The organism is Aquibacillus salsiterrae (genome assembly GCF_028416595.1).
GTDB classification, from domain to species: domain Bacteria; phylum Bacillota; class Bacilli; order Bacillales; family Amphibacillaceae; genus Aquibacillus_A; species Aquibacillus_A salsiterrae.
The window spans coordinates 143,379-154,978 of record NZ_JAMQKC010000006.1 but is presented as its reverse complement, the minus strand read 5'-3'; the positions used below and the strand labels follow the sequence as shown (position 1 = coordinate 154,978).

Genomic DNA, 11,600 nt, shown 5'->3' with positions numbered 1-11,600 from the left:
AGGAAGCGTAGCGGGCTTGGTAGCCACGACATGCATAAGCGGAGCGCCGTAAGTGACCTGATCTTGGTCACTGAAGGTGAACTGCTTATGTCACGAGTGGCTAGCCCGCGAAGCTGGACTGAATAAGGAAGCGAAGACGACCGGTTAAATCCGCCGGGATAAGCAAGACCGCGGAAAGGGTGTGCACTTTCACCCTTGGAGAGGTATTGCTTATAACGAGAGGATTTGGGAGTCGTAGCTGAACTGATAAAAAGTGAAGTCGACTGGTTAATGTCTTGTACCAACTTCTTATCTAGTTTTCAAGGTATATTTATCTTGAATATGTCTGGTGGCTATAGCAAAGAGGTCACACCTGTTCCCATGCCGAACACAGTAGTTAAGCTCTTTTGCGCCGATGGTAGTTGGGACTTTGTCCCTGTGAGAGTAGGACGTCGCCAGGCAAACCCTTTTTGGGTTTTTACTAAGTTAGGTTGACTTTGCGAAGCAGACAGATAAATCATCAATTATTCCACAGTAGCTCAGTGGTAGAGCAATCGGCTGTTAACCGATCGGTCGTAGGTTCGAATCCTACCTGTGGAGCCATTTGCTTCCATAGCTCAGCGGTAGAGCACTTCCATGGTAAGGAAGGGGTCGCCGGTTCAAGTCCGGCTGGAAGCTCTGTAAAATCATAAGGGCCCGTTGGTCAAGCGGTTAAGACACCGCCCTTTCACGGCGGTAACACGGGTTCGAATCCCGTACGGGTCATCAAATTTTTTCACTTTAGTGGAAAATAGCTTTGGAGGATTAGCTCAGCTGGGAGAGCACCTGCCTTACAAGCAGGGGGTCGCAGGTTCGAGCCCTGCATCCTCCACCATATGCCGGTCTAGCTCAATTGGTAGAGCAACTGACTTGTAATCAGTAGGTTGGGGGTTCAAGTCCTCTGGCCGGCACCATTTTTGGAGGGATAGCGAAGTTGGCCAAACGCGGCGGACTGTAAATCCGCTCCCATCGGGTTCGTAGGTTCGAGTCCTACTCCCTCCACCATAAAAAACCCAATGAAGTAAATGCACTATTTTTATTGGGCTATAGCCAAGCGGTAAGGCAACGGTTTTTGGTACCGTCACGCGCTGGTTCGAATCCAGCTAGCCCAGCCATATGAGCCATTAGCTCAGCTGGTAGAGCATCTGACTTTTAATCAGAGGGTCGGAGGTTCGAATCCTCCATGGCTCATTTTTCTATAATTACATTGGGGCCTTAGCTCAGCTGGGAGAGCGCCTGCTTTGCACGCAGGAGGTCAGCGGTTCGATCCCGCTAGGCTCCACCATACATAACAATGTGTCAAAGATTGAGTCTTTACAAAAGTTTAGATTCAGTCTTTTTTTATTTTTAAATAAAAGCGCAGATGCTAGATGTTATCCATGTTAAATAGCTTTGCTTTACATATGAACTAGATGGAGTAGATACCTAAACTACCCATCCTTAAATACTTGTGAAAAATAAGACCCTTACCTAAGTAAGGGTCTTAAATTAATTAAGAATGGCTAACTGTTTTTAATTTATTTAATTCATTTAATAGGTGGTCAAGTTCAACGCTAGCAGCAATTACAGCATCTGATGTTAGGTCATTCGTATTGGATAATGTGATCATTTTATTGCGGCACATTTCTATTTTTTGTAAAAGATATATTTTCTTATCCATGCCGACCTCCCGAGCTGATATAATATGTTTATAGGAGATATACCCCTTTTAATTGTAAAATAAACAACATTTGTTCGCCATATTTTTAACAAAAAAAATGAAACCTCAAGTGGAAGTCACTCGTATGTGTAGTGACCGCATTATTAGCGGAGGTATAATAAATGGATACGAAAATCAAAGAAAAAATCAAACTAGTGAAAAAGGGAGATCATGCTGCCTATGAGGATATTGTCTCCTTTTACCAGAATAAAGTTTTCCAGCTATGTTTTCGAATGATCGGGAATGCCCATGAGGCTGAAGATTTAGCGCAGGAGGCTTTTATACGTGCTTTTATTAATATTCAAACATTTGATGAAAATAGAAAGTTTTCTACTTGGTTATATCGAATTGCTACAAATTTAACAATTGACCGCATTCGTAAGAAAAAACCTGATTTTTATCTTGATGCTGAAGTGAAGGGTACAGATGGATTGGATATGTATTCCCAACTACCCGCTGAACAGGTACAACCGGATGAAGAAGTAGAAAGTATGGAAATACAGACGTTTATTCAGCGAGAAATTATGGGATTACCTGATAAATACAGAAGTGTTATTGCCCTAAGATTCGTGGAGGAGTTATCACTATTAGAAATCAGCGAAATTTTAAACATACCTGTTGGAACAGTAAAAACTAGAATTCACAGGGGAAGGGAAGCACTTCGCAAAAGGCTTCGCCACATATAAAGGAGTGTGCAGCTTATGGCCTGTAAAAAAGAATACGTAGAACTTATGCATAAATATTTAGACAGAGAAATTACAAGAGACGAAGAATACAGTCTACGCTCTCATTTACAATCCTGTGAAGCCTGTCAAAGCCATTTTCACGAACTGAAGCGAACAGTAACATTGTTAGAAACTACAAGTAAACTTCAAGTTTCGTCTAATTTTACTGAAAAGGTAATGAATCATTTACCGAAAGAAAATAAGCGCATTAGCTATATGCGATGGTTTAAACGACACCCAATCTTAAGCGCAGCCGCAGTTTTCTTCATCTTTATGTTTGGAAGTATATTATCTGTTTGGAATCAGGACAGTCAATTGTCTGTATCGAAGGAAAAGGATTTAATTATTCAAGGGGATACAATTATTGTCCCTGAAGGGGTTACTGTTGAAGGTGATTTAGTTGTGAAAAATGGTGATTTAAAAGTAGATGGATCTATAAATGGAGATGTAGTAATCATAAATGGTGAGCATTTAATGGCATCTGCGGGTGATGTTGTTGGTGAAATTGACCAAGTTAATCAAGTTTTTGAGTGGATTTGGTATTCTATTAAAGGATTTTTCAAAGAGGTTTTTAGTCTAGCTAACATTTTCTGGATGGTTCCCTGAGAAGTTCGTTTATAGGGATAGTAAATTGATTACCGTCACTATTTTTTGCTATGATAAGGATAACCCTTAGTTGTTATGAACAACAAGGGTTTTTTTCTATAATCAGTATCCTAAATGTCACGGGCAGGCTACTTCTGTAGCCCAGTGAAATTTTTTATCATAAACCAGCATCTTGTCACATCCAATGTATAGGATGGTGTATTATTTAATCAGTGCGTTATGTGATATAATAATAAAGTCATTACTAAGAGATAGGAAGAGGAAACCAATGGATAGAAGGATGTGTCACCATGCTTGATGGGGGTCTAAATCTTTTAAGTCTACTGCGGATTGGTGTCGATATTGCCCTTGTCTGGTATGTACTATATAAATTAATCATGTTAATAAGGGGAACCAAAGCGATTCAGCTGTTGAAAGGTATCTTTGTTGTTCTAGGTATTTGGTTCCTTAGTATTGTATTTGATTTGAGGACAGTACAATGGATTATGTCTCAAGCAATTATGTGGGGTTTTTTAGGCATAATCATTTTGTTTCAACCAGAACTCCGGAGAGCCTTAGAACAGTTAGGTAGAGGGAGCTTTTTCTCTAGAAATAACGTATCAGAAGAAGAAAGCTTAAACAGAACAATTGAAGCTATAGTTAAATCGTGTAACTATATGGCTAAACGTAGGATTGGTGCCCTGATAACAATAGAAAGAGAAACGGCAATGGGTGATTATATTGAGACAGGTATACCGATTCACGGAAGACTAACGAGCGAATTACTTACGAATATTTTTATTCCGAATACTCCTTTGCATGACGGAGCAGTGATTATAAAGCAAGAGGAGATTGTTGCAGCAGCCTGTTATTTACCTTTATCGGAAAGTCCGTTTATCTCAAAGGAATTAGGTACGAGACACCGTGCAGCAATGGGGATTGGAGAAGTGACAGATGCTCTTACCATTGTCGTATCTGAAGAAACTGGTCAAATCTCTTGTACGAAAAACGGGGAGTTACATCGCGATTTGACACAAGATCGGTTAATGGAGTTGCTTCACAAAGAGTTGGAAAGTAACATAAAAGCCCCTACGTCAAGAAGCTGGAGTTGGAGGGGGAAGAAAAATGGATGAATGGTTAAAGAAACCTTGGATAATCCGAGCTATTTCGTTAATATTAGCTCTATTACTTTTCTCTGCTGTCAGTTTAGATGATGATAACTATCAATCCGATGCGGCACTCGATTTCATCAGTAGCTCTGCAGAGGCTCAACAATTAAAAGATGTACCAGTCAATATCAAGATTGATGATGAAAAATACGTAGTAAGTGGTGTCCCGCGAACGGTTACGGTTACGCTTGAAGGACCAAATAGCGTTGTTACATCCACTGCCACCCAGAGGTCTTTTGATGTATATATCGACTTAGAAGATCTGCAATCAGGCACATACACAGTTCCACTTAAATATACAGGTATATCTGATAGCTTAACTGTTTATATTGAGCCTAAGGAAATAGAGGTTACGATCGAAGAAAGAGCAACCGCACAGTTCGGAGTTGCTGTTGACTTTATAAATGAAAATAATATAACACCCGGATATGAAACCGGTGAAACGGCTGTAGAACCAGAAAATGTGACTATTACAAGTTCAAAAAGTGTTGTCGATAAAATAGCTATAGTTAAGGCTTTTGTCGACCTCCAAGGAGTGGACAAGCCTATTGATGGTGTAGAAGCACCAGTTAAAGTGTATGACCGACAAGGGAACGAGCTGAGTGTTCGGGTAGAACCTTCCGCTGTAGAAGTTTCGGTAGACATAATCAACCCTAGTAAGGTTGTTCCTATTAAGGTAGAAACAACTGGTGAATTACAAAGAGACTTGAAAATAAAGTCAATAAATGTTGACCCTGCAGAATTAAGAGTCTTTGCTACAGAAAATAGACTAGATTCGCTTGAATCGATTTCAACTGAAACAGTAGACCTCTCCAATATTACAGAGGACACAACAACAGAAGTGGAATTGGTTGTTCCAGCTGAAATTAGGAAGATGGAACGAGATAAAGTAACAGTTAATATAAAAGTTGAAAAAATGGTTGAACGAACATTTAATCAAACGTTAATTGACATAGACAATTTAAATAATGAATATGACCTAACATTTCTACGCCCGGCAGATAGAAAAGTGAATATTACTGTTCGTGGACCAGAGGCTGAGATAGAAAATCTATCGAGTGATGATTTAAACGTATTTATTGATGTCAAAGGTCTACAGGAAGGGCAATATCCATTACCAATTGAAATCGCCCTTCCTGAGGGTATTACAACAGAAACAGACTTAGGACAAGCAACAGTACAAATTGAATAGTTTATAGATAGCTATAGTTAATAAACCTATTTGCAGCAGGTCGCTTTAACATCCACTTTCTAAAGTCGAAAGAGGTGCAAGTTTTTTAAATGGAAGTAAAGGAGAGGTACATCATGGGAAAATATTTCGGAACTGACGGAGTAAGAGGAGTTGCTAACAAAGAACTAACTCCTGAATTAGCGTTTAAGTTGGGCCGATTTGGAGGATATGTACTCACTAAGGAAATAACAAGACCTAAAATTTTAATTGGTCGTGATACACGGATATCAGGGAATATGTTAGAGAATGCTATTGCTGCAGGACTTCTATCAATTGGTGCAGAAGTAATGCGCCTTGGAGTTATCTCTACCCCTGGTGTTGCTTTTTTAACAAAAGCAATGAGTGCGGAAGCAGGGGTAATGATTTCAGCATCGCATAATCCGGTAGAAGATAATGGTATTAAATTCTTTGGTCCTGATGGATTTAAATTAACGGATGAACAAGAAAAAGAAATTGAGGAGTTAATCGATTCAGATGCCGATTCATTACCTCGACCAATTGGTTCTGAAATTGGGCAAATGAACGACTATTTTGAAGGTGGTCAAAAATATATACAATACTTAAAACAATCTGTTGACTCTGATTTTGAAGGTTTACATATTGCTTTAGATTGTGCTAATGGCTCTACATCATCCTTAGCTCCGCACCTGTTTGCTGATTTAGAGGCGGATATCTCCACCATAGGATCATCTCCAGATGGGCTAAATATTAATGATGGTGTTGGCTCTACACATCCTGAAACGCTTCAAGCATTTGTCTTAGATAAAGGTGCCGATATCGGGCTTGCTTTTGACGGGGACGGTGACCGTCTAATTGCGATTGATGAAAAGGGCAGTATTGTTGATGGCGATCAGATTATGTATGTGATTGGGAAGTATTTAAATGATCGGGGACTATTACGACATTCTACGGTTGTTTCGACCGTCATGAGTAATATTGGATTTTATAAAGCATTAGATCAACATGGAATGAAAAGCGATAAAACGGCGGTTGGTGACCGGTATGTTATGGAAGAGATGCGCCGTGGTGGCTATAATCTAGGTGGAGAACAATCTGGCCATATTATTTTCTTGGATTATAATACGACTGGTGATGGTATGCTTACTGCACTGCAGCTAGTAAATGTCATGAAGGAAACTGGCAAGACGTTATCTGAACTTGCAGGAGAAATGGAAAAGTTTCCACAAGTGTTAAAGAATGTGCGAGTCATTGATAAAAATGAAGCGTTAATCCATCCAAGAATTCAAGCGGCAATTGAGAAAGTCGAGCAAGAAATGGGTGACCAAGGCCGTGTCTTGGTACGACCATCAGGTACGGAGCCGTTAGTGAGGGTAATGGTGGAAGCACCTACCGAGGAACAGTGTCACCGGTACGTTGATGAAGTTGTTCAAGTAATTGAAGAGTTATTAGGGTTTAAATCATAGAGTGTAAACAAGGTCCCATTTGCTAAACAAGGCAATTGGGGCTTTTTTTAAAAGAAAGTAAAAAAATCCATGAACTTCTAGCTCCATGCGCAGAATCGAGGCTTAATTCGGACAGAAAAGAGCGAATCGTAGTAGATTGAGTCCGAATTGAGGTTGAATTCGGACAGAAAAGAGCGAATCTTAGTAAATTGAGTCCGAATCGAAGCTTAATTCGGACAGAAAAGAGCGAATCGTAGTAGATTGAGTCCGAATCGAGGCTTAATTCGGACAGAAAAGAGCGAATCGTAGTAGATTGAGTCCGAATCGTGGCTTAATTCGGACAGAAAAGAGCGAATCGTGGTAGATTGAGTCCGAATCGAGGCTTAATTCGGACAGAAAAGAGCGAATCGTGGTAGATTGAGTCCGAATCGAGGCTTAATTCGGACAGAAAAGAGCGAATCGTAGTAGATTGAGTCCGAATCGAGGCTTAATTCGGACAGAAAAGAGCGAATCGTAGTAAATTGAGTCCGAATCGAAGCTTAATTCGGACAGAAAAGAGCAAATCGGAGTAGATTGAGTCCGAATCGTGGCTTAATTCGGACAGAAAAGAGCGAATCGTAGTAGATTGAGTCCGAATCGAGGCTTAATTCGGACAGAAAAGAGCGAATCGTAGTAGATTGAGTCCGAATTGAGGTTGAATTCGGACAGAAAAGAGCGAATTCCCGATCCATCCATCCATTACAAGGCTTGACTTAAGCTTGTCAGGGGTGACCAAGGCGTCCTGCGCTTTTCTTAGCGTCGGCGGAAATAGCTGAATGCAAGCAAAAAAGTGTGGTTGAGGAGGCTAATCATTACTAAGTAGTGAGCTGCCATTTGTTTTTCTATAAATTAGCTCACGTTTTGTGACAATCGTACATATTTTGAAAGCAGGGAAAGGAGAAACTGAATAATTATGATTGCGAGTTGCTTCTTTCTCGAGTAAAATGAAATAAGTCCTCGACTTGATTAAAACAACGTAATTTAGGTTATACCAAAAGTAGGCGAGGATCTCATTCGAAAGAGGAAGGGGGATCGTTAGACACAATTTAATAAAGCGCCTGGACTATTTTCCGGACGACGAAAGGGAAATAGTTGACGAGGAGGAGGTTTATCGAGCAAGTTCGGCGGATACCTCCCGGTTGCACACATCTCAACCGTCACGTTTTTATTTGAAAACAAAGAGGTGACTCTTTGCACAAGAATAAAAACAAGATGATTTAACAACGAGAAAGGGGCAAATAAACGCCCCAAGAATAACAATTATGTTGATTCTTTTGTTCGTTTGTTTGCCCCTATTATAAGGAGGAAACAGCGATATGTGTGGAATTGTTGGTTATATTGGAAATAAGGATTCGAAAGATGTTTTACTAAACGGATTAGAGAAACTAGAATATAGAGGCTATGATTCAGCAGGGATTGCGACACTAAACGATGATGGTATTCAATTATTTAAGGTAAAGGGCAGAATTGCAACGCTCCGTGAAAAAGTAGATGAAGACGTTGAGGCAACAATGGGAATTGGTCATACCCGCTGGGCAACACATGGGGAGCCGAGTGAAGAAAATGCTCACCCGCACCAAAGCGCGTCTGGTCGGTTTACACTCGTTCATAACGGTGTCATTGAAAACTATTACGAAGTTCGTGATGAATATTTAGCAGGTGTTTCTCTAGTTAGTGAAACAGATACAGAAATTATTGTTCAATTAATTGAAGTTCTAAATAAAGAGTACAATGACGTGTTGGAATCATTCCGTAAAGCTATCTCCTTGTTAAAGGGCTCTTATGCTGTTGCTTTAATTGATGCCAATGATCCAGACACAATCTATGTAGCTAAAAATAAAAGTCCATTATTGGTCGGTCTTGGAGATAAATTTAATGTTGTAGCAAGTGATGCGATGGCAACATTAAAAGTAACAGACCAATATTTAGAGTTACATGATAAAGAAATTGTGATTGTGAGACGGGATAAGGTAGAAGTTCAACAATTAGATGGAACAGCTCTTGAGCGCGAGCCTTTTACTGCTGAAATCGATGCAACAGATATTGAAAAAGGTACGTATCCACACTTTATGCTTAAAGAAATTGATGAACAACCATTTGTTATGCGTAAAATCATCCAAGAGTATCAAGATGAAAACGATAATATCAAATTAGATTCAGATATTCGCCAAGCAATGCTTGATACAGATCGTGTCTATATCATTGCTGCGGGTACTAGTTATCATGCAGGATTAGTAGGAAAGCAGTTTATTGAAAAGATTGCAAATGTACCTGTCGAAGTCCACATTGCTAGTGAATTTTCATATAATATGCCACTACTTTCTGAGAAGCCTTTATTTGTCTTTATATCTCAAAGTGGGGAAACTGCAGATAGCCGTTCTGTATTAGTACGAATTAAAGAATTAGGACACCCAGCGTTAACAATTACGAACGTTCCGGGTTCCACCCTTTCTCGTGAAGCGAATTATACGTTACATCTACATGCTGGACCTGAAATTGCTGTTGCTTCCACCAAAGCCTATACTGCACAAATCGCAGTGTTAGCCATTTTAGCAGTAGATACAGCAAAGGCCAAAGGATTAGACTTAGACTTTGATCCATTAAAAGAGCTTGGAATAGCTGCAAGTGTAATGGAATCATTAACAGATCAAAAAGAAGTGTTTGAAGAAATTGCAAAAGAATACTTTACTGAAACACGAAATGCTTTCTATATTGGTCGTGGAATGGATTATTTCGTTGTTCAAGAAGCGTCTTTGAAGCTTAAAGAAATCTCCTATATTCAAGCGGAAGGCTTTGCTGGTGGAGAATTAAAGCATGGCACCATTGCGTTAATAGAATCGGGAACTCCAGTTATTGCGTTATCCACTCAAGAAAGTGTAAATTACTCGATTCGAGGAAATGTTCAAGAAGTAGCTGCCCGTGGTGCGAAAACGTGTATCATTAGTATTGAGGGGTTAGAACAAGAAAGTGACACATTTGTATTGCCTCATGTTCATGAGCTATTAACATCACTAGTTAGTGTAGTCCCAATGCAGTTGCTAGCATATTATGCAGCACTTCACCGTGATTGCGACGTTGATAAGCCACGTAACTTAGCGAAAAGCGTAACCGTTGAATAGTAAATGGAGTAGATAAAGTTATGTTGTTTTCTTAGAAAATGACACATTTATTAAAAAGGATACCATCTTTAGTGTTTTAGAAAACAACCACCATCTTTAGCCGTTGGCAAGAGGTGGTTGTTTTCTAATAGTTGGGAGAGAATCAATTGAGGAAAATAAATTATTCTATTGTTGATGTTTTTTCACAAGGGAAATATACAGGTAATCAACTAGCTGTTTTTAAAGATGTTGGAGATATTTCAGAAAGTGAGATGCAACAGATAGCCAAGGAAGTTAATTATTCTGAAACTACTTTTATTATATCTAACACTAAAAAAGATGGCGGTTATGATGTTCGTATTTTTACACCGAATGAAGAAGTACCTTTTGCTGGACATCCTACTTTAGGAACTGCATACGTTATTCAACATGAATTATCGGAAGAACGCTTGGATAAGCTGGCTTTAAATTTTAAAGCTGGACAGATACCAGTTTCGTTTGATGCTGTGAACGAAATTATCTGGATGAAACAAAATGTACCCATTTTTGGTCAAATATTAGATGCGAATAAGGTTTCTAAGGTTTTAACTATTGATAGAGGCTACATAGATGGTTTTTTATCCAAGAGGTTTCAACTGGTCTCCCAGTGATTATTGTACCTTTAAAATCATTAGAAGCAGTTAAAAAAGTAAAAATAAATAAAGAAAAATACTTTGAACTCATACAAAATACCGATGCAAAAGCAATTATGGTTTTTTCCGCCGAGGTATATCACTCAGAAAATGATTTAAATGTTCGGGATTTTGCGGATTACTATGGTGTTCCAGAAGACCCAGCTACAGGAAGTGCAAATGGATGTCTAGCATCTTATTTAGTAAAGTATCGGTATTTCGAAAAAAATGAAATTAATATCCGGGTAGAACAGGGTTATGAGATTAATAGACCTTCTTTATTGTTTTTAAAGGCAAGTGAAAGTAACGGGAAGATCGATGTTTATGTAGGTGGATGTGTAGAAATAATTGCTCACGGTGAATGGCTTGTAAACTAGCCAACTAGAAAGTGACATGGCGAAGCTGCTAGATGGAAAATCTATCTATCTTATAATAGTTGTCGTAAACTCTGGTGTTTATATAAAAAAATGTTATAATACATGCAGGGGTATATTTGAAGGAATTTTAATATACGGGGGTAATACTATGGAATATAATAGCCAAATTAAAAATAGAATGAAGCGGATTGAAGGCCAAGTTAGAGGTATTTTAAATATGATGGAGGAAGGAAAAGAGTGTAAAGATCTAGTTGGTCAAATGTCAGCGGTTCGTTCTGCGTTGGATCGCGCGATAGGTGTTGTGGTCAGTACCAATTTAGAAGAATGTGTTCGTCTACAAATAGAAAGAGGCGAAGATACAGAAGAACTTATTCAGGAAGCAGTGAATTTACTAGTAAAGAGTAGATAGTAAAGTTGGCTGTTTGCTAAAGAGCAGCCTTCTTTAGTTCTAGTTAAGAAAATAACATAATGAAATCTGTTGACAGTTATTTTTTTATTTGTTATTATACCCCTATGGGTAATTTGTTAAGGGGTTGTTTTTAAAAAGAGAAATTCCATATTTTTTTGCAATTTAATATACCTATA

At 38.9% G+C, this 11,600-nt stretch carries 8 protein-coding genes, 9 tRNA genes, 1 rRNA gene and 1 pseudogene; 18 read left to right on the top strand and 1 reads right to left on the bottom strand.

All coding sequences use genetic code 11. The features are described 5' to 3' along the window. The first annotated feature begins 324 nt into the window (after positions 1-324). The 10 genes from rrf to NC799_RS09600 all read left to right on the top strand — a co-directional run bounded on the left by rrf (position 325) and on the right by NC799_RS09600 (position 1,303). Positions 325-440, top strand: a 5S ribosomal RNA gene (gene rrf / locus NC799_RS09645). Between the two features lie 67 nt (positions 441-507). Beyond that, a tRNA-Asn gene (locus NC799_RS09640) sits at positions 508-582 on the top strand. 3 nt (positions 583-585) lie between these two features. Further along, a tRNA-Thr gene (locus tag NC799_RS09635) sits at positions 586-657 on the top strand. Positions 658-672: 15 nt separating this feature from the next. After that, positions 673-744: transfer RNA gene (locus NC799_RS09630), tRNA-Glu, on the top strand. Positions 745-777: 33 nt separating this feature from the next. Continuing rightward, positions 778-853 (top strand) — tRNA-Val (locus NC799_RS09625). 3 nt (positions 854-856) lie between these two features. Continuing rightward, a tRNA-Thr gene (locus NC799_RS09620) sits at positions 857-932 on the top strand. Between the two features lie 5 nt (positions 933-937). Next, positions 938-1,023, top strand: a tRNA-Tyr gene (locus NC799_RS09615). Between the two features lie 35 nt (positions 1,024-1,058). Further along, positions 1,059-1,133, top strand: a tRNA-Gln gene (locus NC799_RS09610). Between the two features lie 3 nt (positions 1,134-1,136). Then, positions 1,137-1,209, top strand: a tRNA-Lys gene (locus NC799_RS09605). 18 nt (positions 1,210-1,227) lie between these two features. After that, positions 1,228-1,303, top strand: a tRNA-Ala gene (locus tag NC799_RS09600). A 207-nt stretch (positions 1,304-1,510) separates the two neighbouring features. Here the strand turns inward: NC799_RS09600 and NC799_RS09595 are convergent. After that, a complete protein-coding gene (locus tag NC799_RS09595) occupies positions 1,511-1,678 on the bottom strand; it encodes an aspartyl-phosphate phosphatase Spo0E family protein (RefSeq protein ID WP_272446238.1) in 168 nt (55 codons plus the stop codon). 161 nt (positions 1,679-1,839) lie between these two features. Here NC799_RS09595 and sigW point away from each other — a divergent pair, with 161 nt between their 5' ends. From sigW to NC799_RS09555, 8 genes and pseudogenes are all read left to right on the top strand, one after another. Next, positions 1,840-2,403 carry an RNA polymerase sigma factor SigW gene (sigW, locus tag NC799_RS09590; RefSeq protein ID WP_272446237.1) on the top strand — a complete coding sequence of 188 codons (564 nt, stop codon included), beginning with the start codon at positions 1,840-1,842 and terminating at the stop codon, positions 2,401-2,403. A 15-nt stretch (positions 2,404-2,418) separates the two neighbouring features. Continuing rightward, positions 2,419-3,048, top strand: coding sequence for a zf-HC2 domain-containing protein (locus tag NC799_RS09585; protein WP_272446236.1), 630 nt, complete (start codon positions 2,419-2,421; stop codon positions 3,046-3,048). Between the two features lie 290 nt (positions 3,049-3,338). Beyond that, the gene (gene cdaA / locus NC799_RS09580; protein WP_272446235.1) at positions 3,339-4,160 is read left to right on the top strand and encodes a diadenylate cyclase CdaA; all 822 of its coding nucleotides are present in this window, start codon (positions 3,339-3,341) and stop codon (positions 4,158-4,160) included. Beyond that, the gene (locus tag NC799_RS09575; RefSeq protein WP_272446234.1) at positions 4,153-5,388 is read left to right on the top strand and encodes a CdaR family protein; all 1,236 of its coding nucleotides are present in this window, start codon (positions 4,153-4,155) and stop codon (positions 5,386-5,388) included. Before cdaA ends, NC799_RS09575 begins: the two co-directional genes overlap by 8 nt. Before the next feature lie 113 nt (positions 5,389-5,501). Beyond that, positions 5,502-6,851 (top strand): phosphoglucosamine mutase, encoded by a 1,350-nt coding sequence (gene glmM / locus NC799_RS09570; protein WP_272446233.1) that lies wholly within the window; start codon positions 5,502-5,504, stop codon positions 6,849-6,851. Between the two features lie 1,334 nt (positions 6,852-8,185). Beyond that, complete coding sequence (glmS, locus tag NC799_RS09565) at positions 8,186-9,988, top strand: glutamine--fructose-6-phosphate transaminase (isomerizing) (RefSeq protein WP_272446232.1); 1,803 nt, start codon at positions 8,186-8,188, stop codon at positions 9,986-9,988. Between the two features lie 146 nt (positions 9,989-10,134). After that, positions 10,135-11,015, top strand: a pseudogene (locus tag NC799_RS09560) (PhzF family phenazine biosynthesis protein). A gap of 148 nt (positions 11,016-11,163) precedes the next feature. Next, positions 11,164-11,424, top strand: coding sequence for a metal-sensitive transcriptional regulator (locus tag NC799_RS09555; protein ID WP_272446231.1), 261 nt, complete (start codon positions 11,164-11,166; stop codon positions 11,422-11,424). The last annotated feature ends 176 nt before the right edge of the window (positions 11,425-11,600 follow it).

Bases quoted from the DNA above. Each gene is read 5' to 3' on its own strand.
- NC799_RS09585 (WP_272446236.1), top strand. From the start codon at position 2,419: ATGGCCTGTAAAAAAGAATACGTAGAACTTATGCATAAATATTTAGAC.
- cdaA (WP_272446235.1), top strand. From the start codon at position 3,339: ATGCTTGATGGGGGTCTAAATCTTTTAAGTCTACTGCGGATTGGTGTC.
- NC799_RS09555 (WP_272446231.1), top strand. From the start codon at position 11,164: ATGGAATATAATAGCCAAATTAAAAATAGAATGAAGCGGATTGAAGGC.
- NC799_RS09595 (WP_272446238.1), bottom strand. From the start codon at position 1,678: ATGGATAAGAAAATATATCTTTTACAAAAAATAGAAATGTGCCGCAAT.
- glmM (WP_272446233.1), top strand. From the start codon at position 5,502: ATGGGAAAATATTTCGGAACTGACGGAGTAAGAGGAGTTGCTAACAAA.
- glmS (WP_272446232.1), top strand. From the start codon at position 8,186: ATGTGTGGAATTGTTGGTTATATTGGAAATAAGGATTCGAAAGATGTT.
- NC799_RS09575 (WP_272446234.1), top strand. From the start codon at position 4,153: ATGGATGAATGGTTAAAGAAACCTTGGATAATCCGAGCTATTTCGTTA.
- sigW (WP_272446237.1), top strand. From the start codon at position 1,840: ATGGATACGAAAATCAAAGAAAAAATCAAACTAGTGAAAAAGGGAGAT.